The sequence below is a fragment of the Enterococcus sp. AZ089 genome (assembly GCF_050547225.1).
GTDB lineage: Bacteria > Bacillota > Bacilli > Lactobacillales > Enterococcaceae > Enterococcus_D > Enterococcus_D entomosocium.
This window is the reverse complement of the sequence record NZ_CP172954.1, coordinates 2,982,832-3,009,753: the sequence shown is the minus strand read 5'-3', so window position 1 is coordinate 3,009,753 and position 26,922 is coordinate 2,982,832. Positions and strand designations below refer to the sequence as shown.

The 26,922-nt window shown below is 43.1% G+C and carries 26 protein-coding genes and 1 pseudogene; 18 read left to right on the top strand and 9 right to left on the bottom strand.

Annotated features, from left to right (window positions below; genetic code table 11):
- The 4 genes and pseudogenes from IGJ01_RS13850 to IGJ01_RS13835 all read left to right on the top strand — a co-directional run bounded on the left by IGJ01_RS13850 (position 1) and on the right by IGJ01_RS13835 (position 6,783).
- The gene (locus IGJ01_RS13850) at positions 1–2,121 is read left to right on the top strand and encodes a hydantoinase/oxoprolinase family protein (RefSeq protein ID WP_430601188.1); all 2,121 of its coding nucleotides are present in this window, start codon (positions 1–3) and stop codon (positions 2,119–2,121) included.
- A gap of 12 nt (positions 2,122–2,133) precedes the next feature.
- Entirely contained in the window at positions 2,134–2,802 is a 669-nt protein-coding gene (locus tag IGJ01_RS13845) for a hypothetical protein (protein ID WP_430601187.1), read from the top strand.
- Positions 2,803–2,889: 87 nt separating this feature from the next.
- On the top strand, positions 2,890–3,729 hold the full coding sequence (locus IGJ01_RS13840) for an SDR family NAD(P)-dependent oxidoreductase (protein ID WP_176273509.1): 840 nt from the start codon (positions 2,890–2,892) through the stop codon (positions 3,727–3,729).
- Positions 3,730–3,867: 138 nt separating this feature from the next.
- Positions 3,868–6,783 (top strand): annotated as a pseudogene (locus IGJ01_RS13835) (FAD-dependent oxidoreductase).
- 532 nt (positions 6,784–7,315) lie between these two features.
- On the opposite strand, the gene IGJ01_RS13830 reads toward IGJ01_RS13835, so the two are convergent.
- The 4 genes from IGJ01_RS13830 to IGJ01_RS13815 all read right to left on the bottom strand — a co-directional run bounded on the left by IGJ01_RS13830 (position 7,316) and on the right by IGJ01_RS13815 (position 10,259).
- Positions 7,316–7,483 carry a hypothetical protein gene (locus IGJ01_RS13830; RefSeq protein ID WP_005234033.1) on the bottom strand — a complete coding sequence of 56 codons (168 nt, stop codon included), beginning with the start codon at positions 7,481–7,483 and terminating at the stop codon, positions 7,316–7,318.
- Positions 7,484–7,705: 222 nt separating this feature from the next.
- Positions 7,706–8,479, bottom strand: coding sequence for an ABC transporter permease (locus IGJ01_RS13825; RefSeq protein ID WP_086298045.1), 774 nt, complete (start codon positions 8,477–8,479; stop codon positions 7,706–7,708).
- A 5-nt stretch (positions 8,480–8,484) separates the two neighbouring features.
- Entirely contained in the window at positions 8,485–9,288 is an 804-nt protein-coding gene (locus tag IGJ01_RS13820; protein ID WP_016621669.1) for an ABC transporter permease, read from the bottom strand.
- Positions 9,285–10,259, bottom strand: a complete 975-nt coding sequence (locus IGJ01_RS13815; protein WP_016612782.1) for an ABC transporter ATP-binding protein — start codon at positions 10,257–10,259, stop codon at positions 9,285–9,287. The genes IGJ01_RS13820 and IGJ01_RS13815 overlap by 4 nt, the downstream gene beginning before the upstream one ends.
- A 395-nt stretch (positions 10,260–10,654) precedes the next feature.
- Here IGJ01_RS13815 and IGJ01_RS13810 point away from each other — a divergent pair, with 395 nt between their 5' ends.
- Entirely contained in the window at positions 10,655–11,323 is a 669-nt protein-coding gene (locus IGJ01_RS13810) for a CPBP family intramembrane glutamic endopeptidase (RefSeq protein WP_430601186.1), read from the top strand.
- 46 nt (positions 11,324–11,369) lie between these two features.
- Here IGJ01_RS13810 and IGJ01_RS13805 read toward each other — a convergent pair whose 3' ends face one another.
- Positions 11,370–12,161, bottom strand: a complete 792-nt coding sequence (locus IGJ01_RS13805) for a helix-turn-helix domain-containing protein (RefSeq protein WP_430601185.1) — start codon at positions 12,159–12,161, stop codon at positions 11,370–11,372.
- A 233-nt stretch (positions 12,162–12,394) separates the two neighbouring features.
- Here IGJ01_RS13805 and IGJ01_RS13800 point away from each other — a divergent pair, with 233 nt between their 5' ends.
- The 3 genes from IGJ01_RS13800 (at position 12,395) to IGJ01_RS13790 (ending at position 15,186) form a co-directional block, all read left to right on the top strand.
- Positions 12,395–13,408: an acyltransferase family protein gene (locus IGJ01_RS13800; RefSeq protein WP_430601184.1), complete on the top strand. Its 1,014-nt coding sequence runs from the start codon at positions 12,395–12,397 to the stop codon at positions 13,406–13,408.
- A 177-nt stretch (positions 13,409–13,585) separates the two neighbouring features.
- Positions 13,586–14,650, top strand: coding sequence for a DUF1002 domain-containing protein (locus tag IGJ01_RS13795; RefSeq protein WP_430601183.1), 1,065 nt, complete (start codon positions 13,586–13,588; stop codon positions 14,648–14,650).
- Positions 14,651–14,814: 164 nt separating this feature from the next.
- Positions 14,815–15,186 carry a YccF domain-containing protein gene (locus IGJ01_RS13790; RefSeq protein WP_087664625.1) on the top strand — a complete coding sequence of 124 codons (372 nt, stop codon included), beginning with the start codon at positions 14,815–14,817 and terminating at the stop codon, positions 15,184–15,186.
- A 276-nt stretch (positions 15,187–15,462) separates the two neighbouring features.
- Here IGJ01_RS13790 and IGJ01_RS13785 read toward each other — a convergent pair whose 3' ends face one another.
- From IGJ01_RS13785 to IGJ01_RS13775, 3 genes are all read right to left on the bottom strand, one after another.
- Positions 15,463–16,314 carry a MurR/RpiR family transcriptional regulator gene (locus tag IGJ01_RS13785; RefSeq protein WP_005234042.1) on the bottom strand — a complete coding sequence of 284 codons (852 nt, stop codon included), beginning with the start codon at positions 16,312–16,314 and terminating at the stop codon, positions 15,463–15,465.
- A gap of 483 nt (positions 16,315–16,797) precedes the next feature.
- Positions 16,798–16,980: a hypothetical protein gene (locus IGJ01_RS13780; RefSeq protein ID WP_430601182.1), complete on the bottom strand. Its 183-nt coding sequence runs from the start codon at positions 16,978–16,980 to the stop codon at positions 16,798–16,800.
- Positions 16,973–17,134, bottom strand: coding sequence for a hypothetical protein (locus IGJ01_RS13775; RefSeq protein WP_430601181.1), 162 nt, complete (start codon positions 17,132–17,134; stop codon positions 16,973–16,975). The genes IGJ01_RS13780 and IGJ01_RS13775 overlap by 8 nt, the downstream gene beginning before the upstream one ends.
- Before the next feature lie 105 nt (positions 17,135–17,239).
- On the opposite strand from IGJ01_RS13775, the gene IGJ01_RS13770 reads away from it, so the two are divergent.
- The 10 genes from IGJ01_RS13770 to IGJ01_RS13725 all read left to right on the top strand — a co-directional run bounded on the left by IGJ01_RS13770 (position 17,240) and on the right by IGJ01_RS13725 (position 25,616).
- The gene (locus IGJ01_RS13770; RefSeq protein ID WP_005234045.1) at positions 17,240–18,241 is read left to right on the top strand and encodes a D-isomer specific 2-hydroxyacid dehydrogenase family protein; all 1,002 of its coding nucleotides are present in this window, start codon (positions 17,240–17,242) and stop codon (positions 18,239–18,241) included.
- A gap of 15 nt (positions 18,242–18,256) precedes the next feature.
- Positions 18,257–19,360: an iron-containing alcohol dehydrogenase family protein gene (locus IGJ01_RS13765; protein WP_034878352.1), complete on the top strand. Its 1,104-nt coding sequence runs from the start codon at positions 18,257–18,259 to the stop codon at positions 19,358–19,360.
- A 12-nt stretch (positions 19,361–19,372) separates the two neighbouring features.
- A complete protein-coding gene (locus IGJ01_RS13760; protein WP_087664627.1) occupies positions 19,373–20,200 on the top strand; it encodes a PTS mannose/fructose/sorbose/N-acetylgalactosamine transporter subunit IIC in 828 nt (275 codons plus the stop codon).
- A 19-nt stretch (positions 20,201–20,219) separates the two neighbouring features.
- Positions 20,220–21,077, top strand: coding sequence for a PTS system mannose/fructose/sorbose family transporter subunit IID (locus IGJ01_RS13755; RefSeq protein WP_087664628.1), 858 nt, complete (start codon positions 20,220–20,222; stop codon positions 21,075–21,077).
- 15 nt (positions 21,078–21,092) lie between these two features.
- Positions 21,093–21,599: a PTS system mannose/fructose/N-acetylgalactosamine-transporter subunit IIB gene (locus IGJ01_RS13750; protein WP_005234049.1), complete on the top strand. Its 507-nt coding sequence runs from the start codon at positions 21,093–21,095 to the stop codon at positions 21,597–21,599.
- Positions 21,600–21,709: 110 nt separating this feature from the next.
- Entirely contained in the window at positions 21,710–22,585 is an 876-nt protein-coding gene (locus IGJ01_RS13745; protein ID WP_005234050.1) for a hypothetical protein, read from the top strand.
- A 24-nt stretch (positions 22,586–22,609) separates the two neighbouring features.
- Positions 22,610–23,065 (top strand): PTS sugar transporter subunit IIA, encoded by a 456-nt coding sequence (locus IGJ01_RS13740; protein WP_016621658.1) that lies wholly within the window; start codon positions 22,610–22,612, stop codon positions 23,063–23,065.
- A 20-nt stretch (positions 23,066–23,085) separates the two neighbouring features.
- Positions 23,086–24,183, top strand: a complete 1,098-nt coding sequence (uxuA, locus tag IGJ01_RS13735) for a mannonate dehydratase (RefSeq protein ID WP_430601180.1) — start codon at positions 23,086–23,088, stop codon at positions 24,181–24,183.
- Complete coding sequence (locus tag IGJ01_RS13730; RefSeq protein WP_086332672.1) at positions 24,180–24,797, top strand: bifunctional 4-hydroxy-2-oxoglutarate aldolase/2-dehydro-3-deoxy-phosphogluconate aldolase; 618 nt, start codon at positions 24,180–24,182, stop codon at positions 24,795–24,797. The genes uxuA and IGJ01_RS13730 overlap by 4 nt, the downstream gene beginning before the upstream one ends.
- A gap of 96 nt (positions 24,798–24,893) precedes the next feature.
- Complete coding sequence (locus IGJ01_RS13725) at positions 24,894–25,616, top strand: HAD family hydrolase (protein ID WP_086332671.1); 723 nt, start codon at positions 24,894–24,896, stop codon at positions 25,614–25,616.
- 262 nt (positions 25,617–25,878) lie between these two features.
- Here the strand turns inward: IGJ01_RS13725 and IGJ01_RS13720 are convergent, their stop codons facing one another.
- Positions 25,879–26,673 (bottom strand): AraC family transcriptional regulator, encoded by a 795-nt coding sequence (locus IGJ01_RS13720; protein ID WP_172634710.1) that lies wholly within the window; start codon positions 26,671–26,673, stop codon positions 25,879–25,881.
- Positions 26,674–26,922 lie beyond the last annotated feature (249 nt).

The following is a 26,922-nucleotide window of genomic DNA, read 5'->3' as shown; positions in this document are numbered from 1 at the left end:
ATGAGAAGAAGTGTCCGAATTGGCATTGATGTGGGTGGAACTCATACGAAAGCTGTCGCAATCAACAATGACACGCAAGAGGTGATTGGAAAGTCATCTGTAAAAACGACCCACAAAAGTGAGCAAGGGGTTGCAGAAGGTGTAGTGGCCTCTTTTATTAAGTGTTTAGCCGAAAATCAGATCCAGCCAGATGAAGTGGTCTTTGTCGCTCACAGCACAACCCAAGCCACCAATGCACTCTTAGAAGGAGATGTAGCGAAGGTCGGCATTATCAGTACAGCAAAGGGCGGCGTCGAAGGTTGGCTGGCAAAGTGGCAAACGGCATTAAAAGACATTGATTTAGGTGCGGGAAGAAGTATTGAAGTCGTTGCTCGCTTTATTCCTAAAAAAGAGCTTTCAGAAGCAACAATCGAAGCGGCATTAGCAGAACTACAACAGGCACAAGCTCAGGTCATCGTGACTTCAGCAGCTTTTGGTGTAGATGATTTACAAACAGAAGAAAGAATCGCTGAAGTAGCCAAACGAAAGGGCATCGAAGTAACCTTGGCGTCGGAGATGACCAAACTATATGGGTTATCCCGGAGAACCCGTACCGCAGCAATCAATGCATCGATTTTGCCAACGATGCTGGAAACGGCAAATTCAACAGAAAATAGTGTTCGCCAAGCAGGTGTGGATGTACCACTGATGATCATGCGGGGCGATGGCGGGTTGATGGACATTGTTGAAATGAAAAAACGACCGGTGCTAACGATGCTTTCTGGTCCAGCAGCCAGCGTGATGGGAGCATTGATGTATCTGCGAACGTCGAACGGTATTTATTTTGAAGTAGGGGGAACTTCTACGAATCTTGGCGTGATCAAAAATGGTCGGCCAGTCATCGATTACTCAGAGATTGCAGGCCATAAGACGTATGTCAATTCATTAGATGTTCGCGTCCTAGGTGTGGCTGGCGGCAGTATGGTTCGAGTGAACAAAAAAGGCGTGATAGACGTCGGCCCAAGAAGTGCCCATATCGCTGGGTTAGAATATAGTACGTATCTGCCAGAAGAAGAGATCGTTGCACCAGAATTGGAGCTTTATGCACCAAAAGAAGGTGACCCAGCAGATTATGTTGCAATCAAACTTGCTAACGGGAAACGAATTACGATCACGAATTCTTGTGCAGCGAATGTCTTAGGATATGTCACAAAGGATGATTTTTCCTATGGCAATGCCCATTCGGCCAGAAAAGCCATGCAGCCTTTAGCGAAGTACTTAGAAACGACGGTGGAGGATGTCGCACAGCAAATATTGGATCAAGCAGTCCAAAAAATAGCACCTGTGATTCAATCTTTTGCCCGCAAGTATCAATTAGAGCCTAACCAAATGACTTTAGTAGGTGTAGGAGGAGGCGTCTCTTCACTGATCAAACATGCAGCGAAACAATTGTCGCTGAATTATAAAATACCTGAAAATGCTGAAGTGATTTCATCGATCGGTGTGGCGTTATCCGTCGTTCAAGACGTGGTGGAACGAATTGTCCCGAATCCAACAAAAGCGGATATTGCAGCAATCAAGCAAGAAGCAGCTACTTTGGCGATCGAGAGTGGGGCAACGCCTGATAGTATTGAAGTCTATATTGAAATCGATCCTCAAACGCAAAAAATTACTGCGCGAGCCTCCGGTGCCACAGCTGCTCAAGCCGCTGAGCGTCAAAACCAAATTAACCGTGAAGAAGCGCAAGACATTGCCTATGCTGAGCTGCAAGTTGCTAAAGAAAACGTGGTTCCTTGTGCTACAAGTGAACATTTTTATGTTTATGGCGCAGCGACAAAAAAAGGCGATCGTGTTTGTGTCATTGATCATCGAGGCTTTATTCGCGTGCAAAGAGACCATGCAGATGTCGTGAAAACGACGATCCAAAGTTATAGTGAACAAATCGCTCGTCTTTGGGAAAGTATGGCGAACTACCAAAGTGATCTAGTCATCCGGCCAGATTTTTATATTTGTGCTGGACCGCGTCTCTTTGATTTTAGTTCGACAGATTATACCCAATTGATGATGTTGATCGATATTGAATTAAGTCAGTTGATTGGTACAGAAGAGATTATTATTATTGCTGCGAACCGCTTGCAGTAGGCCAAGGAAGGAATGAGATCCGTGAAAGTAGAAGAATTTTGCCAACAATTTTTACACCTATGGTCTCAAGCAACCAATCCTCACCTGCAGCTGCTCAAACAAGACCCCCTTCACGCCAAAGTTGATCCTGCGCAGGCAGAGTCCTTTATTGAAACTGCTGAAAGCATAGGGAAGCAAGAAGCCCTCTGGTATCGAGCGCATCCTCAAGAATTGCAAGGAATCATTGATTCATTAAAGATCAATGAATTGTCTGAAGCGCAAGCGCAACAGGAGTGCTATACCTTTGCTGTCTATAAAAAAACAGATCATATTATGATTGATCGCAATTTCTTGGCGCAAGCGCAGCATTTTATCGAAGCGCAGCAATTAAGCCGATTACTTCCTGCGACGACACTTACGGAATTGGTTTTCATGCATGAAGTGTTTCATGTATTGGAATATCGTAAAAATCTCTGGACCATTCAAAGACAACTGCACTATCAGATAGGTTTTTTGAAAAAACAGGCACGTCTCTATTCCTTGAGTGAGATCGCTGCTGCATCTTTTGTACAGACGTTTTATCAGCTGGAAAATTCCCCTACATTGTTTGCTAGCTGCATAATCTATTGTAAAAATCCTGAGCTCGCTCAAGCGCTCGTTACGACTGCGTTAAAGGAACAAACCATTCACAGAAGCTATTGATCAATGGAAAAAAAGAATTAGTTTCTCTGCTCATATCAAGGTATATTGTTAGTGAAGAATATAACAATATTAGAGGTGGTATAAATGATGGAGCAATCTTGGTTGAATCTTAAGAATGAGGTCGTAGTCATTACCGGCGCTTTAGGCGGTATGGGGAAAAAAATCGCACAGGACTTTGCTGATCAAGGCGCACAACTTGCATTAGTTGATTTACATGAGGAAAACCTTGCCAACTATGCAGTACAGCTAGCAGATCAATTTGGTGTGAAAGTAAACAGCTATGTTTGCAATTCGACGATCGAAGCGCAGGTAGATGCATTGGCAGAAAAGGTCAAAGAAGATTTTGGCCGCATTGATGTTTTGGTAAACACAGCGGCTATTTTGAAGTTTTCATTGCTTGAAGATCTACCGTTTGAGGAATGGAAACAAGTGATCGACGTCAACTTAAACGGCTACTTCTTGGTTTCTCAAAGAATCGGGCGAGTGATGATCGCACAAAAATCAGGGCGGATGGTGCATGTCTCAACGATTGCCTCAATCAGCCCTGAAACATATTCTGGTGCGTATAGCCCAAGTAAGGCTGGAGTTAATATGATGTCGAAACAAATGGCTGCAGAGTGGGGGCAGTACGGCCTTCGCAGCAATTGTGTCTTGCCATGCTTTGTGAAGACACCTTTATCCGCAAGCTTTTATGCAGACCCAGAAGTTGAAGAGGGGCGGAAACGTTTAACTGCCAATAAGCGAATCGGCGATGTGCAAGACATTGCTAATGCAGTCCTTTACTTAGCCAGCGAACGTTCCGATTATACGAACGGGCACGAATTACGTGTTGAAGGCGGTTTTGGGATCATGATGGGGGATCAAGTACCAAAACCTGGTGGGCGTAAACAGTATGCCATCAATTCTCGGCCGGAAAACCAAAACTAACGGGGAAATGAAATAGAAAACAATTGAATAAGAAGTGCACTCATCCTTTTCTGATTTTTAGAAAAAGATGGGTGTATTTCGTGATGCCTTAATACATGCGGTCTGACGAAGCAAGCTATTTGAAAGGAACTGATTTTTATGAAAAAAGAATTATTTGAACCGATCAAACTATCTTCTGGCGTTGAACTTAAAAATCGACTCGTTATGGCACCTATGACAACTCAATCTGCTTTTTACGATGGTGAAATAACGGAAGAGATCATTGAATACTATCGCTGTCGTGCCGGTGCAGCTGCGGCAGTGATCGTAGAAAGCTGCTTTATCGAAGAACATGGGCGTGGGTTTCCGGGAGCACTCGGGGTAGATACAGACAAGAAAATTGCTGGGCTCACTAGATTAGCAAAAACCATCAAAGAAAAAGGCTCGAAAGCGATCCTGCAAATTTATCATGCTGGACGAATGGCATGGCCTGAGTACAATGGTGGAGTACAACCGATTTGCGCAAGTCCCGTCGCAGCGTTACGACCAAACGCACCTGTTCCGAAAGAAATGAGTAATGATGAGATCCTAACGATGATTCAACGATTTGGAGACGCGACTAGGCGTGCGATCAAAGCTGGTTACGATGGTGTGGAGATACATGGTGCGAATACCTTTTTGATCCAACAATTTTTCTCGCCTCACTCAAATCGCAGAAACGACTATTGGGGAGGCAGTCTGGAAAAAAGAGCGCACTTTCCATTAGCCGTATTAAAAGAAGTACAGCGGATCCGTCAAGAAGAATCGGTTGAAGACTTTGTTATCGGTTATCGTTTTTCGCCAGAAGAAATGGAAAAGCCTGGGATTTGTTTTGAAGAAACGATGTACTTTTTGAATCAACTAGCGAAAAGCAAGCCAGAGTACCTTCATTTTTCAATGGGAACCTATCATCGCAGTTCTATTATTGATAACGAGAGCAGCGAGCCATTGATTGTGAAGTTTTTAACAATGCGTTCGCCTGAACTTTCGACTATTCCGATTATAGGAGTGGGCTCTATCTTGCAACGAGAAGACGCAGAAGCAGCACTGAAAATTGGCTACGATTTGCTTGCCATCGGGAAAGGATTTTTAGTCGAACCTAATTGGGTTCAGATGATCGCCGAGAAGAAAGTTGTTCGTCATTTTGCTCTTAGTCATGCGCAAAGTGAGTTGAAAATCCCAACACCATTGTGGCAGTTTATGGAAGATATGGTCATTGATCCAGAAGAGGAGAAACAAAAGCATGAACGCTTGAAAGAACTCCAAAAGCGGAAAGTCGCTTACCAACCAGGGACATATCTTGTACAAGCCCAAGGACACAATAGTCCGATTGAAATGCAAGTGACTTTTTCAAAGGAAACGATTGAAAAGATTACGATTGATAAAGGCAATGAATCTGAAGGTTTATCTGATTTAGTCTTTACGAGAATTCCGGCACAGATCATTGAAGGACAAACGCTGAATGTCGATGCTGTTTCTGGTGCTTCTGCTTCCAGTCAAGGGGTGATCGCAGGGGTGGAAGAAGCGGTAAAACTTGCAGGCGCCGATGTAGAGGTCCTCAAAGCACGGCCAAAGCCAGTCGTGGCTTGGTCAGAAGAAGTGGTTGAAGAAGCAGTTGATGTAGTGATCATTGGCTCAGGCGCTGCTGGGCTTGCTGCTGCATTGCGAGCGGATCAGTTAGAACGAAAGGTCATCTTACTGGAAAAATTAAGTTTTGTGGGTGGAGCGATCTCTATTAGTGGTGGAAACCAAATCGTGACTGGTTCGAAACTACAACAGATTGCTGGTGTAAAAGATGATACACCGACAGCAATGGTGGCTGATTTTCTGGAAAACGGGAATGGGCTGAACGATCGAAACCTTTTGACCCTTTTCGCTGAGAACGTAGGAGAAACCACAGATTGGGTCCATGAATACTTAGGTGTAGCCTACGATATGAAGCAAGGTCTGCACGTCCTACCAGAATATCAAAAAAATCGCGAACTTGCTTATCAAGGGGGCGGCGCTGGATTTGCCCAGACCGTCCGTAAAACACTACAGAATAGTGCGGTTCGGGTCTTGCTCCAAACGAAAGCCCAACAGCTACTAGTAGATGATCAAAATAATGTCATAGGCGTCAAAGCCCTTGAAGAATCAGGGAAAACACATATGATCTATGCCTCAACAGTCATTATGACAACCGGTGGCTATGGGAATAATGCCTCTTTACTCAAGGAAAGATTCAAGCAAATTTTGTATTATGGACCAAAATCTGCCACCGGCGATGGTCTGTTGATGGCAACCATTCCTGCTTTAAAGGCACAAACGCGAGCGATGGATCAAGGAAAAATCTATCCCAATGGATTGGAAATTTCTCAAGGGGTGGCGAAATCAACGATTGGTGGCAATCTGATCGTGTTGAAAGAAAACGGTATTCTAGTGAATCAATTTGGAAAGCGGGTAGTAAATGAGCGAGCTAGCAATAAGCTAGTATTAGAAGCATTATTAAGACAACGCTCGCCAATGCTTTATTTATTGCTAGACGGCAAACACTTTGAGCATTTCAGCCAAGGTGTAGCAGAAGGCGGAATCACCAGTGAAGAGCTGGCTTGTTGGATTGCGCAAGAAGGAAAGGTCACACCTCGTATTCTTAAAGCTGCCACGTTAGAACAGTTAGCCATCAAAGCGCAGATGCCTGTAGAACAACTGATCGAAACAGTGGATAATTTTAACTACTAGGTAGCGCAAGGAAGCGACGAAGAGTTTCACCGTGCACCTGAATACTTGCAAGAACCGATTGGTGCAGGTCCCTATTATCTTATCGAACAAAAGCCTCGGTTTGCGACTACGCTTGGTGGGTTAGCGGTCAATCGTTCGTTGCAAGTTTTGAATCAGCAAAACCAGCCCATTAAAGGGCTCTATGCTGCAGGTGAAGTTGTGGGAGGCGTCATGGGATCAGACTCTCCATCTGGTGCCAATAATGCCTGGGCATTGACTTCTGGGAAATTAGCAGCAGAAGCTGTTTGGGAAGTGACGAAAGGACCGAAAAAAGCGTAGAATCCGCTTTTTCGCTTTATTGTTAAATTGAGAAAACAGCGCCGATGACGGATCAGCTAGGAGAATCCTTCTATAATTCTCTTTCAGAAATTTGGCTAGAATCAGAGTGATTTAGGTCGTTTCTCTAGATAATCAAATCAGCGAAAAAACCAGAACGATCCTTTCGGAGGTTCTGGTTTTTTCGTGTGATTTTAATAAACTTGTCGGTTACGACTGATTGGTCGCCTGTAGCCACTGTCTATCTACTTTGCAAAAAAACATAAGTGGTACATCGTTCTACCTCGGACTTGGAAGAGTGATCGGCGAACGCACGGCATCCACAAAGGTTGCTGCGAAGATGGGGACGATATCACCGACATCAAAGGTGCATATGTTGCTTTCGCTAGACTTGATAAAGAGCAAAAGAACAGCGATTTGTTTGAAGGTGGACACAAATTGTGTGTGTCTAATAGCTTCTAAATCGGGTGTAATGACTAAAACAGCCTCGTTTGTTTCGGTAGGTTCGTAGCCAGCTCCCCGTGTTTTTGACAACTTAAAGTGTATTTGAATAGAAGAAAACGTAAGAAATGGCAATCAAGCAAACCAACAATAAACCAGAGAGTGACAGAAAAAGCAGCATGATTCGTTTCTTCTTCAATCCAAGTACAAGTATCACTACATTCAATAGAAAGAAAACAAGTAAAATCGCTAAATATTCCATAACTGGTCCTCTTTTATGTTTTTATTTATCTTACCAGAGATTGCTTGCTTTTCCTAGCCAGTTTTTGTCTTTAAGGGGATAAATATTTACAGTATATCAGTGACGTGATTGCTCAAATAAAAAGCGACTGAGCAATTTTACAATTATCGAAAAGAAAAAGAGCACCAATCATTAGAGGATGCGTCTTCAATGATTGATGTCTATAAGGGCTTCTTGCTTGTTCTACGAACCCGTAGAAATATAATTCTTCAAACCTACTCGCCAAAAGAAGAAGGCGGGAAAGGCAAAGAGCAGACAAACCAACGGTGATAAGATCCACCAAGGATTAGTTACCCGACCAATGACATACAAGAATGGATAATACTGAAACCAAGCCATCGGCACGACGTAGGTCAACAAACGCAAGACGTGTTTTCCGTAGATACTAAATGGGTAGCGGCCAAATTCTCGGGCACCATCGGTAAAAATATTCATAAATTCAAGTCCTTGGATCGTAAAGAAGGAAATGGCGGCATACACTAAGAACAATAGGGCGAAAAAGAGGGCGCCGCAGACGATCATTAGAAAAAGAGTCAGGACATTTCCAAAATGCCAAGTAATTCCACTATTGGGAATCGCATAAGCAAACAACAGCAAGGCTTGAATAAAACGACCGAGACGAGAGAACTCCATTTTGGAAGCTAAGACTTGAAAGATCAAGGAGCGAGGGCGCACGAGTGCCCGATCGAACTCGCCATTACTGATCATTTGTGGAAAAAGATCGAACCCGCGAAAGAAGCATTCCGCAATCGAAAAGGCAAACAAAACCGTCGCAAAGGAAAGCAAGACTTCTTCAAAGGTGAAGCCATCCACTTGATGAAACCGGGTAAACATAAACCAAATGCCTAAAAAAGCAGTAAAGGAACCTAGAAATTGTCCCAAAGCAGTTAACACAAAGGAAACTTTATATTGCATCTGACTTTTGAGATGAATACAAAAATAATGCCAATAAACCATATTCCTTAACCTCCTTGCACAACGACACGCTTGAGTGCCTGCTGCAGCCAAATTTTTCCGATCACGATCAAAAGTACGAGCCAAAACGCTTGTAAGAGCAATGCTGAAACAAGCGCAAAGCCAGTCAGATCCCCGTTGTAAATTCGCAGCGGGACGTTTTGCATGGAAGCAAAAGGCAATAGTTCCACGAATTGGCGAAAAGGCTGTGGAAAGAAAGGCAGAGGAATGACCCCGCCAGCTAAAAATTCACCGATGGAGCTGATGACGATCCGCACCCCGATGGAGGATAATGTGTAAAAAGTCGAGATATAGACCAGCTGCGACATAGCGATCACTACACCTAAACTCAGCGCCATAGACAAAAGAAACAAGAACAGGGCAACGATGTTTGCTGGCAGAATCAAGCGATAAGGTGCTGGCAGTAAAAAGGCAATCACAAAAATCGGTCCGCAACGCAAGACGGCTTTTGCTAAGCGATTGGCAGCCGATTGGCAAAACCAGCGATTGTATAGATCCATCGGCCGCACAAGTTCGTAGGCGATCGTCCCTGTGGTGATGGTATTGAAAATTTCTGCCTCAAAGAACCACAACATAAATAAAGACAAGAAGGCTTGCTGGAGCCAAACATAGGAGACGGTTTGTTGAAAGGTCATGGGAAAGGCACTAGGATCTGCTTGGTAAAAGGCGTGGAATGCCAGAATTTCCATCAAGCCCCAAGCTAGTTGCGTAGCCATCCCGGCAATTGCCGCCGAGCGGTATTGCAAGGTATTGATAAAGCGAATGCGGAAAAATGCCTGATACTTCCTCATATTTGATACTCCTGATACAGCTTAGCGACCATTTCTTCGGCGGTGATACTGGCAACGGCCAAATCGGTGATCTCGACTTGATTGCTGAGCAGACTGAGCAGCTGAGCGACCGACACTTCTTTGGGATTAAGTTTCAGAACAAGGCGACCAACGTCTTTTTGAAGCAGCTGGACGTTTTCTGGCAGATGAGGTTCATTCCCTTGATAGTCGATCTCCAGCGTTTTGACATCAGAAAAACGATGCTTTAGTTCATCGAGGCGACCATCCAGCAAAATTTGCCCTTTGCCGATCAACAGAATTCGCTGTGTCAGCGCCTCGATATCTTGCATATCGTGGGTCGTCAGGATGACTGTGGTGCCTTTTTCTTGGTTTCTTTTTTTAATAAACTGACGCACGGCAATCTTTGATACAGCATCTAAACCGATGGTGGGTTCATCAAGAAATAAGATTTTGGGGTCATGGAGTAAGGAGGCGGCGATCTCACAGCGCATACGCTGACCGAGACTCAAGGACCGAGCAGGGGTTTTTAAGATCTCACCTAAATCTAGTAAGGTGACTAATTCTTCTAGGTTGCGCTGATAACTAGCAGCGTCGACTTTGTAGATATCACGGATCAAATCAAAGCTGTCATTGACGGGGACATCCCACCAGAGTTGACTGCGCTGCCCGAAGACGACGCCGATGTCTTTGACATGTTGAATACGCTCTTGCCAAGGCGTACGACCATTGATGTGACAAATGCCTTGATCAGGGGTCAAAATCCCGCACATGATTTTTATGGTGGTACTTTTTCCAGCACCATTAGGCCCGATGTAGCCAACCATTTCGCCTTCATTGATGGTAAAGCTGATGTCTTGCAACGCATGGACGGTGGTGGTTTCACGAGAAAGAAATGCTTTGGCTGCTTGGCGAAAGCCGCTTTTTCGCTTGGACACTTGGAAGGTCTTGCTGAGGTGTTCTACTTGGATCATTTGGATTCACTCACTTTCTTTTGACAAACGCGACAAAAAGAGCATTCGAAATCGAATACTCGCAACGAGTTGGTCCAAACGAACATGGTTGGGGCAGCGGTTCGTCAGCCAAACAAAAGTAGGAACAGTGTAGCATAAGAGAGCGCTTTTTTCAAACACTACTTATATTTTTTGAGGGCAGCGAAAGAAAAAACGTGGTTTGTTGGATAAAATACGCAAAATAACTGTTTTTATTTTTTATTTGTTGTAAATACTGAGGAAACTCAGTATCATTAGAAACAAGCCGATAGCGGCTAAGTAGTTTCTGGATATATGGGGAACCAAGTGATGGACTGTGTCATGATTTGTCGTAACCCAATCCTGCAAAATGCAATGAGCAAACGATGGAGGAGAGCATGAAAGCAGTAAAGAACTTATTTATTTTGATTGGCTTATTCTTACTAAGTCAAGTAGGGATGACCGTATTCAGTGTGGTAAAAATCTATTATTTGGAAGCAGGAGAGCCGAGGATTCCTGCGATGATGAGCTACGGGTTGATTGCCTTGCTTTTGGCAAACATTGGCCTACTGATGTATTTGGCTCGGAAGCTAGGACTTGCCACCTTTGACTTTGGCTGGTCAACGAAGCGCAACTGGCTATGGATCATCGGTGGTTTTGTTTTAGGTCGAGTCGTTGCTGTTGGTGGTACCATGTATCTGCAGCATATATCCAATCAAGAGGCGACCGCGAATGATGCATTGTTAGGGGAACTGTTTACAGGCGAAAATCCGCTTTTGATCTTCCTATTGATCGCTGTGGCGGCGCCAATCATGGAAGAAATCGTTTTCCGTGGTGGGTTTATCGGCCTTTTATTCAAGAAATACCCGATAGTCGGGATCATTTCAAGTGTAGCCGTTTTTAGTATCATCCATTCCGTCACCAACCTGGTCGAGTTTTTGATCTACGGTGCTATGGGTCTGATCATGGCGTTTATTTATGTAAAAACTAAGCGTCTAGAAACAGCCATCGCCATGCATTTTCTCAATAACGCCTTGGCGGCGATCGCAATGATCTTGCTAGGATAAGAAGTCAGCAAAAAACCACCGATCAAAACGATTCGGTGGTTTTTATTTACTCTGGCAGTTGTCCTTGTTCAAAGGGTAATTGTTCCAGTTCTTCTGCAGTAAAGAGGAGATCGCCTTCGTCTTCGATAGAAAATGCGTCACCTGCTGCAGATTTTTGATAGGCGCGTGCTTTATTCATATTACGAAGATAAAGATCCTTGTTTGCATTTAATTCTGGTGCAGCTAAATTGTCTTCGCGATTGCTGCGAATGACGATTTTGCTTGTTTGCGTGCCAAAATGAAAACCGTGATAACCCGAAACCATTAATTGGCTGGCATTTTCGCTGCTGTATTCTTTATAACCCGATAGACGGCCCGTTTTTACCATTGGCCGATCGATCGTATAAGTGATCAAGTATTCCATATCTTCAGGCAGCTGAATCACTTGTCCGGTTTCCTGATTCGTTATCTCAGTGGCAGGCAAGTGGTACTTTTTAATAGAAGTGATCGTTAGGTCTTCTTTTGTGAAAAAGACTGGATCGATCCAAAATCCTGCCAGCAAAATCGTACTTAAGCTAATACTGAGAACAGTCAAAAGGGCGATCAATACGAGGCCAATTCGTTTGCGGTGGGTGGTCAGATTGAGTTCTTGGACCATCTGTTTGTCTTCTTTTAATAAATAGTCCAAGGTCAATTCAAAATAGTTGCTCAGCTTAACTACTTGGTCTAGATCAGGATAGCTCTTGCCGTTTTCCCATTTTGAAATCAGTTGCCGAGTGACAAAAAATTCCTGCGCCAATTGTTCTTGCGTGAGATTTCGTTTGGTGCGTTCTTCTTTAATAATTTTCCCAATATCCATGTGTCTGTTTTGCCTCCATCATTCTTCTCATATTATAGCAAACTCTTTTCTATGCGAACGAGGATCTTTGAAATTAGTGATGCAACAAAGGGTAACATCCTTTATTTATCAATGTTTCTACTTGTTGCACTGTCTTTCTATCCTGGAAGCTTTCAGTGCTGGTCATAAAAAGAAAGGGCCAGTAGAGTGAAGTATGTTTGATCAAATTTGACGGAGAAAGGAGAAACGATCGAATGAAGACAAAACAACCTATGGTTCCAATTGGCTATATCCAATTCTTCGCTTCCTTGCTGGTGATTCTCGTTCACTGTGGTCGACTGGCAGAAAACAACGGGCTTCATTTTTTGTTAAAGAGTCTCTTATGTCGTTTGGCGGTTCCTTTTTTTCTCCTGCTGAATGGCTATTTTTTTCAAAAGAGCACCTGTTCATGGCAGCAATGGTGCAAACGACAACTCAAGCTTTATTTGCGTTGGTCGATCGTGTATCTTCCCTTAGGCTGGTTTTATTTAGGACAGCAAAATCTTGCCGATCCATTACGGGTCATCGGTTTGGCTGCTGGCTTTTTAACAGTAGGGGTCTGGTACCATCTTTGGTATTTTCCAGCGTTGCTCTTTGGCATGTGGTTAGTAAGGAAAACCCGCTTTCTTGGCTATCGGTGGCAGTTTTTACTGGCGATCAGTTTGTATTTGATTGGCTGTCTTGAAACGTACAGCAGTTATTTAAGTGGACCTTTATTGGTATTTTATCAAAATTATCGGACCCTATTTTTTACAACGAGAAACGGTCTTTTTTATGGGTTTCTTTTTTTGCTGTGCGGGTTTTGTTTAGGTGAACACCAGAAACGTCCTTTTTTCACGAAGCATCTTGGCAGAAAATTCGCGGTCTCTCTTTGCTTATTAGGCATTGAAGGTCGACTCGTGTATTTCAATCAGGGGGACGATAAGAATTTCATGCTGTTCTTTGTGCCGACGACTCTTTTTTTCCTTGCTTGGCTGATCAAGCAGCAACCACAAAAGCGGACTTGGCAAGCAAAACAAGCAGCTGAGGCTAGTCGATTGATCTTTCTGAGTCACCCGCTGTTTCTGGAATCCGGGAAAGTCTTTTTTTCACTAGGAGGGTTTCCGTTGTTCTTTTATACGATAGTTTTAACGGGAGCCTTTCTCGGCTTGAGGAAAGTGGGCAGCCGTTTAAAATCCTATGCTGTTGGGTTTGCTAAAAAAACAGTTGATGAAAAGAAAAGCGCCTAAAGTATTGCTGTACCAAGGATAATACCAAATTGCGCCTTTTTTAAATAGCAGCAGAGTTCTAAGTTTTTCTTCATTTCAGACCCTAGACGTAGGCTTTGCAAGAAAACCTATAGTACAATAACAGCAGTAAGAGGGAAAAATCCCTGAAAAAGAGATCAACACTTGGAGGATATAGTGATGAAAAAACAGACTCGAAAACCAGCGATGATTTTAGCGACTCTCTTGGTATCTAGCCAAGTTTTATTAGCAGCACCACAAGGTTTTGCTGACGAAACCAATTCAACGACGAGCAGTTCCACTGCAACAAGCAGTTCTACCGCAACGACAGCCACTACCGACAGTCAAACAAGTACCTCTGACAGCAGTTCAGATCGTTTGCAAGTCAATGCCGTGGCGATCGGAAATGCCTTGACGAAAGCACAAGAAGACTACACACTTGAACGTCTGGGCATTCAAGGCGAAACACCGATTTATACGACAAACGGTGCTGACTTGATGAAATACATTCCCGATGGTGGCTTTACCGCAGATTGGGCGGTCTATAGCTCGGTCAGAATGCAGACGCTAGAAAGCGGGGCAGGAATCACTGTCGATATCGCGACACCAGATAACATTACCCGCATCACCGCAGCCCAGTATCAAAATGCGGCGCTGACGGCAGGGATCACTGATGCGAAGTTAACGGTTGCTTCTGCTGTACCGATCGACGGTTCCGGTGCTTTAGCTGGGGTTTACAAAATCGTTGAAGAATCAGGCGGCGTCATCAATCAGAATCGAGTAGCTGTAGCTCAAGATGAGATGGATGTGCTTTCTACGATCACCGAAGAGAACAAAGACAAAGAAGGCTATTCCGATGAAGCTTTGAATGCTGCGCAAGAACAAGCGAAAACCGATTTGGCTGCTCAAACCGCAGATGGTACGGAATTGACTCAAGCAGATATTCAAGAGACAGTAGAAAAAGCCTTGAAGGACAACGGACTGGAAGGAATCGTTACGGAAAATCAAATTTCTGAATTGACCTCTTTGATGAGCGACATGCGAGACAACAATATCTTCGATGACTTCATCAAAGAATTGGATCTGTCAGAAGCCCGCAAGCAAATCGAAGAAACCTCTAAGGGGCTTTGGGAAAATATCAAGAGCTTCTTTAGCGGCATCTGGTCTTCGATCACCGGTGTCTTCGGCAATGACTCAAATGAATCAAATAACAGCAGCGAATCAACGGTTGATTCTGGACAATAGGAATGAAAGCTTGAACCGTTGCTAATTAGAGCTGTGACGATAACATAGCCAGGAAAAAGGCCAAGCATCTGTTTTTTTGCTTGCACACGCCTCATTTAGGTAAAAAAAATTTCAACTTGCGTTTATGGTACAGTTTTTTAGACGAGAAGAAGGGAGGAAGCAAAATGAATTTTCTGGGCAATCTCATTTGGTTTATTTTTGGTGGATTGATTGGCGCAATCTCATGGTTTCTAGCAGGCTGCCTCTGGTGCATCACGATTATTGGGATTCCAATCGGTTTGCAGTGCTTTAAATTCGCCAGCTTGTCATTAGCACCTTTTGGCAAAGAAATCGTCTACCGAGGTGGTGGTACTTCCTTGATTCTCAATATATTATGGCTGATTTTTTCTGGTGTGCCACTGGCTTTAGGTCATTTAGCTAGTGCGGTCATTCTTGCCATCACTATCATTGGCATTCCATTTGCAGCACAATCCTTAAAGCTAGCCCAACTGGCATTGATGCCATTCGGGGCAGAAGTTGTCTCCAAAAGATGGTAAGAAATGGAGATTTCGAAAACACTTTCCGCTAAGATGGAAAGTGTTTTTTTTGTTGAAAATTGTGTCTGAGAATCTTTATAGATTGCACGAAGGTTTTCTCGTTTTGGTGGCTGATTAAACAATTTTTTGTACAAAAAATGCCTTCCGCTACATTCTGGGAAGGCAATCATAGTTTAGGCAAATAAAACCATATAAAATTTTCATCCCTTCTTACGGATTAATTGCCGTATGTTCATTAAGCAAAAATATCCACAAGAGAACAACCTTTCTATTCTGTTAGGTTTCTTTTGCTGTTGAGATGGAACGTCTAATTTTTGCAATCGAGCGTTGGGCTTTCTCACGGTTAAGAAACATCACGATCACATAGAGGGAGTCCAAGATACTTAACTGGGCAATCCGAGAAGAAAGTGCCTCTGACCGAAACTCGATTTCTTGTGAAATTGAAATTAAGACGACATCGCCAAGTTTTGCCAAAGGGGAAGCCGCATGACTGGTCACAACGATGATCTTGGCACCGTTGCTCTTAGCAACGTTGGCTAACTCAATCGTTTCTCGTGATTTTCCGGTATGGGAGATGAAAAAGGCGCAATCATCTGGTGTTAGTACCGCCGCTTCCATCAATTGGATATGAAAATCTGCACTGTGGAAGACAGAGATCGAAGAGCGCAAAAATTTGTGATAAGCATCTGTGGCTACAATCTCAGAGCCACCCACCCCGAAGAAGAAAAGCCGATTGGATTCATTGATCATTGCTGCGGCCTTCTGAAGATCCTCTTCTTTTAATAACTTTCTAGTGTCCGTGAGCGTCGTCATGATCGAATCGAATACTTTTTGTGCAATCGTCAATTCATTGTCCGATTTCTCGATATTTTCATGGATTGAGAGGGCGGCAAGCTCGCTTTCTTGCATCAACATCGCCATTTTGAAGTCCTTAAACCCATTGTAACCGAGTTTTTTTGTGAATTGGAAAAACGTGGAATCAGCAATGCCCAAATCACTTGAGAGATCACTGATCGAACTGTGGCAGACCTTACTAGGGTTTTCTAACACATAGTCGGCAATTGCTTGTTCTTTAAGACTGAGATCTTTATAAAGCGTTTTTATTTGCAAGCGAATCGAGACAGTCAAAAGCTTCTACCTCCTTTTTAATAACAACATCTCTTTACCTCTAAAGTACCTCTTTTGCGAAAAAAATGCAAATAAAAATTATTTTTATTTTTTCTATTTACAAAAAAATATTTTTTTGTATAATAAAGGTGTGGAATGGAGGCGCTATCATAAAGGCGAGCTTATCGGTCTTGGAAAATGGAGAATGTGTCTCAAGCTCAAAGAGCAAAGCGACTTAGGGGAAGGGGCGACCTTGCAGGATCAGTGAAAGAAACTACGGTAAAAAAGGAATCGATCTAGTTTCAGCCAGCATTGAGTGAAGCACATCGATACCTGCCAAACGTAGACTTTAGCCGATGTTACCTACAGGAAAAGCGATCAGTCGAATCACGGTCAAGGGTTAGAGCCAGCTTGATTGAAAGGGGGATTCAAATAAGAAAGATTCTAACTACTGACTGTTCATTTTTTCGCTGATGAAATGAAACCGCTTTTCTGTTGGGCAACTTAGTTATCGGGGTGTGTTGATGGCAAAACAGTTAACTTGGTTACAAAATCAGGTGTTTTTGCAAGCTGTTCGCCAATGGCATCGAAGCAAGTGAGAGGCAATGAAGAAAGGGTCAATTGGGAAGCCAACGTCGAACTGGATTTGATTTCGTACCAGTTGGCTTGAAATCTCGCTTTACTCATTACTGATTGCTAGAAACATTCGAATAATTTTTGAAATCCCATTGCTAACAAGGCACACTGATAAGATTGGTAATCCTAAGACAGCAAAATAGACTGAATAAATTGCGCTAGCGATCAATTTGGTGGTAGTTGCAGACGCCGTGAGTTTACTCATGATAAATATTTCACAAGAAAACGATTTTTGGAAAAAGATGTGTGGATAAAAAATGGATCTAGCGACCATGAGATGGTCATAAGAAGCTAAGAGAGGAGCGAATCAATGGGAAATTTCAAGATCGCTGTGGTGAATTCAAGCAGTTTTGGCAAAGTGTTTCCAGAGCATATCCAACGCTTGCAAGCGATTGGACCAGTGAACTACTTTTCCTTCGACAGTGAGATCGGTGGCAAAGAGTTGGCGAAAGCATTGGCGGGTTATAACATCATCATCGCTAGTGTGACCCCTTTTTTTACAAAAGAATTTTTTGAAAATAAGGATGAACTCTTACTAATCACACGGCATGGAATCGGGTATAACAACATTGATTTGGCAGCAGCGAAAGAACATCAAACGATTGTTTCAATCATCCCTGCTTTGGTGGAACGGGATGCGGTGGCTGAAAACAATGTAACGAATTTACTGGCACTCTTGCGTTGTACTGTGGAATCAATGACGCAAGTGCGCGCCGACCAATGGGAAAAACGAGCAGATTTTGTCGGCAGAGCATTGTTCAATAAAACAGTTGGCGTTATTGGGGTAGGCAATACAGGAAGTTGTGTAGTGGAGATTTTAAGAAATGGCTTCCGTTGTGATGTTTTGGCATATGATCCGTACAAATCAGCACTGCATATTCAGAGCTTTGGTGGCAAAAAAGTGGAATTAGATGAATTATTGGCCAAATCAGACATCATTTGTCTTTGTGCGAATTTAACAGAAGAAAACTACCATATGATTTCCTTTGCTGAAGTCGCTAAGATGAAGGATAAAGTCTATCTCTCGAATAGTGCACGGGGAGCATTACTAGATGAAGCTGCCATTGTAAGCGGGTTGAAAAGTGGGAAAATCGCTGGTTTAGCAACAGATGTTTTGGAAGAAGAACCAGGAAGCAAAGACCATCCTTATCTTGCCTTCGACAATGTCGTGATGACGCCACATACCTCTGCTTACACATTAGAGTGTTTAGAAGAAATGGGCAATAAATGTGTGACGGACATCGAGAGAATTACCAAAGGATTGTTACCAGATCGCGCTGTACAAGCACAAAGTAAATTTCTAGCAGTTTAAAGGAGTGTGAAAGAGATGTTAACAGATTTAAAGGTAAAGGTAGGTCCACAAGTGTATCGCTATCATGAAGGAGCAATTGATTTTGTCCCAACGGTGCTAGCCGAGTATCAAGTAAAACGATTGTTGATTGTTCATGGGACTGTTTCGTGGGAAAAAGCACAACCAAAAATGACGTTTTTGAAGTCACTGCCCATAGAAATTTTTTACCATCGTTATACTGGCGAATGCAGCTATTATGGGACTGAATTGATTGAAAACATTGCGCAAGAAAAAGAAATTGATTTTATTCTCGGCGTTGGTGGCGGGAAATTGGCGGATTTAGTTGGTTATGCTGCCCATAAAACCAATTTGCCATTCGGATTGATTCCCACATTAGCGAGCAACTGTGCTCCTTGGACACCGTTATCGGTAATGTACAAAGAGTCAGGAGAAGCAGAAGGGAAAACGGAGCACTATTTGAGACAGGCGGCTTTTTTGATCACTGACCCAACTTTAGTCATTGATGCACCGGTGGACTACTTTATCGCTGGGTTGGCTGATACCTTGGCGAAATGGATCGAATCCGAAGCGATCCTTGCTCAGCCACATCTCCAAGACGAACCATTCTTGCAGATGGCTGGCTATACAGCCAAATTATGTGAAACAGCGATTTTATCTCAATCGAAGCAAGCCATTACAGATATGGAACAGCAAGAAGTCACTGATGCCTTTTGTCATTTGTCTGAGATCATTATAGCTGTCGCTGGTATGGTCGGGGGCTTAGGTGACAAATACGCCCGGAATGCTGCGGCTCATGCGATGCATGATGCCATCAGTAAATATTTGCCTGAGAGTCACCGCTTTCTTCACGGAGAAAAGGTTGCTTATGGGATGTTCTATCAATTAGCTCTTGAAGAAAAATGGGCAGCGATTGATCAGCTGCTGCCATTCTATCAAGAGTTACATCTACCAATGAGCCTCCACCAAATGGAAATCTATCCTAAAGACGAGCAAGTGATCGATCAGTTGGTAGCTTTTATTGATTCGAAAGAAAAAGTTCATCTGATTCCGGTCGAAGTCAACAAAGAACGTTTGAAAGAAGCTATTTATGCGTTAGAAACTTATTTGAAAGATGTATAGGAGGAGCAAAAAATGGATACATTGAGCATTACACAAAGTTTACTGATTGCTTTATGGGTGGCAGCAGTCATGTCTCGTTGGCTCGGTGGAGGCGCAACGCTGACTTTACGATTTTCGCCATTAATGACCGGCTTGATCGTCGGCATAGTGATGGGGGATGTCAAACAAGCGATGATCGTTACTGCAGCGTTGCAAATGATCTATATGGGGGTTTTTGCTCCGGGCGGGTCAATGCCAGCAGAACCATCAGTTGCCGCAGCGATTGCTGTGCCCGTGGCTTTACTTGGGAATCTTCCTGCAGAAGCCGCGATTGCCGTAGCAGTGCCGGTTGGTTTGTTAGGAAGTTACCTATATCAGTTCCGGTTCTTTATCAATACCTTCTTAGGAAAATATACGGATAAAGCAGTAGAAGATCTTAATGCCAAAGCAATGAGCCGTTCCATTATTTTATACCCGACATTGGCTTCATTTATTCTATATGTACCGCTGATTTTTATCTCGCTTTATTTTGGTGCCCCACTGATCGCTGATGTAATCAATGCATTAGAAGGAACTGTAGTTATTCATATTTTAGAAGTTGTTGGTGGTGGTTTAGCGGCAATCGGGATTGCGACAACGGTCTATGTCATTGGCCGTAAAGATTATATGGTCTTTTTCTTCCTAGCTTATTTCATGAGTGTGGTTTTAAGTTCACTGGAAATCACCATGGTAACTTATTCGATTTTTGGCATCTTGATTGCATTGATTTTTGTCCAGTCTCAAAAAGGAAAAATAGCGCCTGCTGCAGAAAAAGCGTCGTCAACTTTTGAAGAAGACGATGATTACGATGATGGTTTTTAACCGATAAGGAGGAGCAATAATGTCAGAAATGGTTCAAAATGCACAAGGTGCGCCCGAAGAAATTACCACAAAAGATGTGACTAAAGCCTATTTAAGATGGCATTTCGCAAATGAAATCCCTCACTCATTCGAACGTTATGTGGCACCTTCGCTTTTATATGCAATGATGCCGATTTTGCGCAAACTCTATAAAGACGATGATGCGTTAAAAGCTGCTTACAAACGACAACTGCTTTTCTTCAATACACAACTGAGTTGGGGTGGCGGAGTCATCACTGGGTTGATGTCTTCGATGGAACAGCAGCGAGCTGAAGAAGAGTATGAGAAAAAAGAAATTTTGATGCAAGATGATTTGATGTACAACACCAAAGCCGGTTTGATGGGGGCTTTAGCAGGGATTGGCGATGCCATCGATTCAGGAACTGTGCAATACATTTTCATAGCGATTGCGGTGCCATGGGCACAACAAGGGAACCCATTAGGATCCCTCTTCCCATTCATTTGTTTTGCCCTGTATCAAGTTTCCATCGGCCTATTCTTTGCTCGTCAAGCCTTTTCAATGGGGCGTAATGCCACTGGACTGATGCAAAGTACAGGTGTTCAAACAGCCATTGAAACGCTATCTGTTTTAGGTTTATTCATGATGGGGGTATTGGCAGGAAATTATGTGAATGTGAGTTCTTCTCTAAAATTTGATATCTCAGGAAGAGAATTTATTATTCAAGATATTCTTGATCAGATCATACCAGGGATCTTGCCATTGGCTGTCGTAATGGGTGTCTACTGGTTCTATAACAAAAAGGGACTGAAAGTGACTCAAGCACTGCTATGGCTGACTTTGATCTTGATCATTTTAGCTGGTGTAGGGATTTTATAAAAAGGAGTGTCAAAAATGGGTGTAGTAAATTTAGCACGAGTAGACGAGCGATTGATCCATGGGCAGGTCATGATGACCTTGTCGCAAAAAAGCGGAGTCAATTCGATCTTTGTAGTGGATGAAGTAGTAGCTAAGGATAAGTTCATGCGGGAACTATACAAAAATGCCGGTAGCCGAACAGGGCAAAAAACGATCGTCGTTACACCAGAAAAAGCCAAATTTTACTGGGATGAATACAACTTCAAAGATTACAACTGTATCTTGATCGCCAAAACCGTCAGCGTGATGTACGACTTAGTCAAACACGGCGTGCCGATGAAAGAATTGAACATAGGCGGTATTGCCCAAAAAGATCCCGAAAAGGATCTTCTCGTTACAAAATCTGTTTATTTAAATCAAGCTGATGCGCAAAAACTCAAAGAGATGAATGAAGAATATGGTGTGGAATCAATCTATTTTCAAGCAACGCCATCTGCACCGAAATCAACACTTAAAGATGTGTTGAAGCAGTTCAAGTTATAAGTAGCACACTAATTCATTTATCTCTAAGGAATATTGTGAGGGAAGCTGGGGGATCTCGCAAGGAAAAGAGGTCCTCCAGTGTCAGTAATTTGTGAATAGGAGAATCCGCCATGAATCAAACAGAAACATTTCGTGATTGGCTGTTTCGTTATCGGTATGTCTACCGAGCGCGATCAACGGATAAAAGCAAACAAAGATTTTTGAAGGCACTCATCGCGGATATCATTCCATTTCGCAAAGACCTTCAGGTGATCGAGTATGATCACACGAAAAAAAATGCCTCACGCAATTTGTATGTTGGTGATCTGACTAAAGCAAAACGGATCATCTGCACGTATTATGATACACCGCCAGAGCATTTCGGCGATTACCATTTTTTTGATCGGCAGGAGCAAGGCCGTAAAACAAATCAATTTATTCTGACTGCTTCAGCAGTGATGATTCTTTTAGGGCTGTTGGGAACTTGGCTTTATATCCACTTTGCTTCAGGGAGATTTCCCTTGTTGTCTTGGCAAACAGCACTTTTTGCTTTAGGGGTCGGTGTTTATTTTCTGCTATTAAATCGCGTAAGCCACGGGGCAGGATTTCAGCAAAATCTAACCCGCAATACCTCCTCTATCTTAGCGCTGCTGTCCTTAATCAGTCAAAACAGTCAAACAGCGACGGCCTTCGCATTTCTTGATGAAGGAAGTTACGGAGAACGCGGGTTGGAAGTGTTACGTGATTCAGTAAGGCCGAATGCGAAGATTTATTATTTAGATTCTATTGGTGCCGATGCTCCGATTCGAGCTATCGGCAAGCAATTCAATGAAGGGCAACTGCAGCAGTTGGCGATCGAACACAGTAGTGAAGCAATGGGCAGCATCAACTATCTGTTTTGTGCAGAAAAGCAGCAGGATCAGACGTATGTGCTGCCTAGAAAACAATTAAAGCAAAAAGAGCTGAATCTGAGGAATATGCAAAAAGTTCTTGCGTTATTTGGTTAGGAAGCGAAAAAGGAGGAATAACATTTGTTAGGAATCGTATTGGCAACTCACGGACAGCTGAGTACTGGTTTTAAAGATGCTGCAGAGGTGATCATGGGCAGTGTCGAAAATATTGCGGTCGTTAATTTGAACCACGGAGAGGATATTCAACTTCTGGGAAACAAAATCCATGAAGCGATTCATGAAACAGATCAAGGGGACGGTGTCTTGGTGTTTGCTGATCTATTGAGTGCCAGTCCCTACAATCAGTCGGTTGTTACGATCAATCAATTAGATGAACCACTTCAGGAAAAGACGTATGTGATCGGCGGAGTGAATCTACCGATGGTATTAGAAGCAATCAATCACCAATTTTTGGCGACACCGATTGAACAGGCGGTGGCAGCAGTGATCCAGCAAGGAGAAAACAGCGTAGCGCTTTGGCACAATTCTTCAGCAGGTGATAGTAGCGAAGAAACTGATGAGGACGATGATTTTTAAAAACGAAAGGATGACAGCAAATGCAATGGGGGTTTCGATGGTACGGGGAAGGGGATACGATCCCGTTAACGAATATTCGACAAATTCCAGGAATGCACGGCATTGTAGGAACACTTCTAAATAAAATGCCTGGAGATGTCTGGGAGATTTCCGAAATCAACGCACTAAAAGCATCAATTGAAAAAGAGCATCTTTCACTATTAGGGATTGAGAGTGTGGCGATCCACGATGCGATCAAAGCCGGAACAGAGGAACGGGATCACTACATCGATCAATATATTCAAACAATTCGGAATTTAGCAGCTTGTGATGTACATATGATCTGCTATAGCTTCAAACCGATCTTCGGCTGGGCAAAAACAAATCTATTTTATCAAAACGAGGATGGCAGCTTCTCTTTGCTCTATGATCAAGCCGTTGTGGATGATATGGAACCTAGTGAGATGTATACGCTGATCCATAGCCAATCAAAAGGCTTTAAATTGCCAGGCTGGGAAGAAGAACGACTGAAAAAGTTCCAGCGTTTGATGGCAACTTATGAAGGGGTCACTCAAGAGATCCTCTTTGATAACTTAAGCTATTTCTTAAAGCGGATCATTCCTGTGTGTGAAGAAGTAGATATGAAAATGGCGATCCATCCGGACGATCCACCTTGGGAAATTTTTGGTTTGCCACGGATCACCAAAAATTTAGAGGACTTGAAAAAAATCATGGCCATCGTGGATTCGCCTTATAATGGGGTAACGTTGTGCACCGGTTCGTTAGGTGCCGATCCAGAAAACGACATGGTGGAGATCGTTCATGGCTTAAAAGGCCGCATCAACTTTGTTCATTTTCGCAATGTGTTGTTTATGGGGGAACGCAAATTTAAAGAATCTGCCCATCTTTCCACTGAAGGATCGTTAGATATGTATGCCATTATGAAAGCCTTGGTGGAGGTCGGTTTTGATGGTGTCATCCGTCCTGATCACGGGCGGACGATCTGGGGGGAAGTGGCGATGCCAGGCTATGGTCTGTATGATCGCGCGATTGGTATCAGTTATCTTCAAGGGCTTCATGAAGCCGTCTTGAAAGAGCAAATGCAATCGAGGGGAACGAAGGGAGGAGAGAGCGTATGACACTCTATGAACAATTGGCAAAAACAAGGGTGTTGCCTCTTTACACTGCAACAGACCTTACCTATTTGCCAGTAGTAGAATCACTGCTGATTGAGCATGAACTGTATTTTATTGAAGTGACCTTCCGCAGTGACCTTGCTTTAGAAGCGATTGAAAAACTCTCTCAATCGGGCAAATTGATCGTAGGCGCAGGCACGGTCCGCACCTTAGAACAAGCGAAAGCAGCGGTTGAGAAAGGGGCGCGCTTTATTGTTTCCCCTGCTCTTGTACCTGATGTGGTGGAATTTTGTCTTGCCGAAAACATTCCAGTGTTTCCAGGGACAGCTACCCCCAATGACATTCAACGGGCAACGGATTATGGCTTATCAGTTGTGAAATTTTTCCCTGCGGATATCTACGGGGGCTTGTCGGCAATCAAAGCCCTCAGTGGTCCGTTTTACGATATTCGATTTGTCCCAACTGGCGGAATCACTCTCGAAAATGTTCAAGACTATTTATCTGATCCGCAAGTATTAGCGGTTGGCGGCTCCTTCATTCTGTCAGAAGCGCTAGTAAAAGAAGGGCGGGAAAAGGCTGACAGCCATTTGGTACATGTAAAATCATTGCTAAGTTGAGCAGTCAGCTGTAAATAAACAAGATGAAGCAATGGGTGCCAAAGGATTTTGGTACCATTGCTTTTTTATTCGCAGAAAAGCAAAGGAGGCCATAGGATGGAGAAGATAAAACTGGTGATTTTTGATATGGACGGTTTGATGTTTGAAACAGGTCGGTTAGCTTACCGCGCCTATTTAAGAGCCGCGGAGGAGTACGATTTTGAAGTTTGCCAAGATGTTTATTATTACCTGACTGGCAGAACGGAAGCAGATATTCGTAAAGGGATGCAGGAACTTTATGGCAGTACGGTACCAACGGATCGGTGGCGAGAAGCGATGAATCGTCAGAAAGAAGTGATTTTAGCTGAAGAAAAACGGGTGTTCAAAAAGCCCGGCCTTCTTGAACTATTGGAAGCATTAAAAAAACAAGATTGCTTGATAGCCGTGGCGTCCTCTTCGTCGAAAGAAAAAATCAAGGCGTATTTTGAAATGGAACAGATGCCAGATTGGTTTGATACGGTGGTTTCTGGGGATCAAGTGCGAAAGGGCAAACCTGATCCAGAAATCTTTCTGACAGCATGCCAACAATTAGGCGTAAAGCCTGAAGCAGCCTTGGTATTAGAAGATTCTCTAGCCGGCATAAGAGCCGCAAAACAAGCCAAGATCCCAGCTTTTCTGATTGCGGATGATTTAAGTGTTTTGCCAGTCAAGAAAAATGGGAAGTATCCTTTGCTTAAACAGCCAAAACTTGAGCAAGAAGTAGCTGCACAGGTGAAAACTTTTTCTGATCTGACGGAAGTCAGAGACTGGCTAGTCGTGAATCATTTTTCTTGGGCTTGATCGATGTTCCAAGAAGCTTCGATAAAGCAAACGGCATTAAGCAAGAACATACGGTGCTATAAATCAGGCATAGCGTTGCGGAATCGGTAAAACAACAAGGGTTGATTTTGGCAATTGGTTTTTTCCTGCTCATTTCTCTATGAAGAAGGGGAGCGTTAGAACGTTTTTCACTACTTTCTGGGAACGTGGCAAAAGGCTGACTAGAAAAACGAGTAAGATTGTAGCAGCTCACTTTATAGGTAAGTGAAGCTGCTTTTTTGCGCTATTCCTTCAGCAACGAAAAATGAGCATTGTGTGTTAAGCGGTATTCTTTCGGAGTCAGTGAGGTCAAAGCTTTGAAATTTCGATTGAAGGTTCGCACATTTTGAAAGCCAGCCTGTTCTGCTACTTCCGTAATCGGCAAGAGACTATGAGTCAGCAAAAAAGAGGCATGGCGAATTCTTGCTTGATTCAAAAGCCGAGGAAAGGTGCTTTTCAATTTCTCAGTGATCATTCTGGAAACGTAGACGCTACTATAACCGATACTGCTGCTTAGTTTTTCGAGCGTCAGCTCTTCTTTGAAGTGTGACTCGATATAGGCAAGCAGCTGGATCAGGATATCCTCTTGGTTTTTGGCTGGTAGTAAAGTCGTTTGGTGCTCAAAAAGGTAAAGGACTTGATACAGTGCCGATTTTCGTAAATAGAGGGAATCCGTTTCAAATAAAGGATAATACAGCTGATTTGCGACAGACGGATCAATGGTGATAACGGGATCTGACAAAGCGAAATCTTTGGTTTTAGCATAAAAATCTGGAATAAACTCCGGCGAAAAAACCAGAATATGCAGTTGTGATTCCTTAGGGGTTTCGATGGCATGGGTCTGGTAAGGCATGACTAATAACACTTGGCCAGTTGTAAGGACATAGGGACTTTCTTCGATTTTGACAACCGCTTCGCCGTCACTACAAAAAAGCAATTCAAAGGAACGATGAAAATGTTCCATGTAATTAAGCGAGTAGGGATGGTAACTGGAAACGCCTAGGTATTCGCCAAAATGATATTCTTCTAAAATGGTCACGCAATCTTTCCTCCATTTTTTGTCTATCGATGTGTGGAAATCGTCCTGTGAATGATAGCGATTTCATTTTATAATTATGACAGTTCAGCTGAAGAAAGTAAATAGAACAATGATTAGTGAATATTTTTAAAATGGACTACAGCAGCAAGTTTCTTTTTTTAGTTAGGTATATTAGTAAAGAAAACTTACTAACTGAAAGATGCTCATTCCTATTGACTCTCAGTTGAATCACAAAATGCCAAAAAGGGA

Excerpts from the sequence above, each read along its gene's own strand:
- IGJ01_RS13795 (WP_430601183.1), top strand. The coding sequence starts at position 13,586 with ATGAAAAAACAGACTCGAAAACCAGCGATGATTTTAGCGACTCTCTTG.
- IGJ01_RS13790 (WP_087664625.1), top strand. The coding sequence starts at position 14,815 with ATGAATTTTCTGGGCAATCTCATTTGGTTTATTTTTGGTGGATTGATT.
- IGJ01_RS13760 (WP_087664627.1), top strand. The coding sequence starts at position 19,373 with ATGGATACATTGAGCATTACACAAAGTTTACTGATTGCTTTATGGGTG.
- IGJ01_RS13825 (WP_086298045.1), bottom strand. The coding sequence starts at position 8,479 with ATGGTTTATTGGCATTATTTTTGTATTCATCTCAAAAGTCAGATGCAA.
- IGJ01_RS13850 (WP_430601188.1), top strand. The coding sequence starts at position 1 with ATGAGAAGAAGTGTCCGAATTGGCATTGATGTGGGTGGAACTCATACG.
- IGJ01_RS13775 (WP_430601181.1), bottom strand. The coding sequence starts at position 17,134 with ATGAGTAAACTCACGGCGTCTGCAACTACCACCAAATTGATCGCTAGC.
- IGJ01_RS13810 (WP_430601186.1), top strand. The coding sequence starts at position 10,655 with ATGAAAGCAGTAAAGAACTTATTTATTTTGATTGGCTTATTCTTACTA.
- IGJ01_RS13750 (WP_005234049.1), top strand. The coding sequence starts at position 21,093 with ATGGGTGTAGTAAATTTAGCACGAGTAGACGAGCGATTGATCCATGGG.
- IGJ01_RS13845 (WP_430601187.1), top strand. The coding sequence starts at position 2,134 with ATGAGATCCGTGAAAGTAGAAGAATTTTGCCAACAATTTTTACACCTA.
- IGJ01_RS13745 (WP_005234050.1), top strand. The coding sequence starts at position 21,710 with ATGAATCAAACAGAAACATTTCGTGATTGGCTGTTTCGTTATCGGTAT.
- IGJ01_RS13755 (WP_087664628.1), top strand. The coding sequence starts at position 20,220 with ATGTCAGAAATGGTTCAAAATGCACAAGGTGCGCCCGAAGAAATTACC.
- uxuA (WP_430601180.1), top strand. The coding sequence starts at position 23,086 with ATGCAATGGGGGTTTCGATGGTACGGGGAAGGGGATACGATCCCGTTA.
- IGJ01_RS13780 (WP_430601182.1), bottom strand. The coding sequence starts at position 16,980 with ATGAGTAAAGCGAGATTTCAAGCCAACTGGTACGAAATCAAATCCAGT.
- IGJ01_RS13800 (WP_430601184.1), top strand. The coding sequence starts at position 12,395 with ATGAAGACAAAACAACCTATGGTTCCAATTGGCTATATCCAATTCTTC.
- IGJ01_RS13830 (WP_005234033.1), bottom strand. The coding sequence starts at position 7,483 with ATGGAATATTTAGCGATTTTACTTGTTTTCTTTCTATTGAATGTAGTG.
- IGJ01_RS13820 (WP_016621669.1), bottom strand. The coding sequence starts at position 9,288 with ATGAGGAAGTATCAGGCATTTTTCCGCATTCGCTTTATCAATACCTTG.
- IGJ01_RS13840 (WP_176273509.1), top strand. The coding sequence starts at position 2,890 with ATGGAGCAATCTTGGTTGAATCTTAAGAATGAGGTCGTAGTCATTACC.
- IGJ01_RS13730 (WP_086332672.1), top strand. The coding sequence starts at position 24,180 with ATGACACTCTATGAACAATTGGCAAAAACAAGGGTGTTGCCTCTTTAC.
- IGJ01_RS13725 (WP_086332671.1), top strand. The coding sequence starts at position 24,894 with ATGGAGAAGATAAAACTGGTGATTTTTGATATGGACGGTTTGATGTTT.
- IGJ01_RS13765 (WP_034878352.1), top strand. The coding sequence starts at position 18,257 with ATGTTAACAGATTTAAAGGTAAAGGTAGGTCCACAAGTGTATCGCTAT.
- IGJ01_RS13805 (WP_430601185.1), bottom strand. The coding sequence starts at position 12,161 with ATGGATATTGGGAAAATTATTAAAGAAGAACGCACCAAACGAAATCTC.
- IGJ01_RS13815 (WP_016612782.1), bottom strand. The coding sequence starts at position 10,259 with ATGATCCAAGTAGAACACCTCAGCAAGACCTTCCAAGTGTCCAAGCGA.
- IGJ01_RS13770 (WP_005234045.1), top strand. The coding sequence starts at position 17,240 with ATGGGAAATTTCAAGATCGCTGTGGTGAATTCAAGCAGTTTTGGCAAA.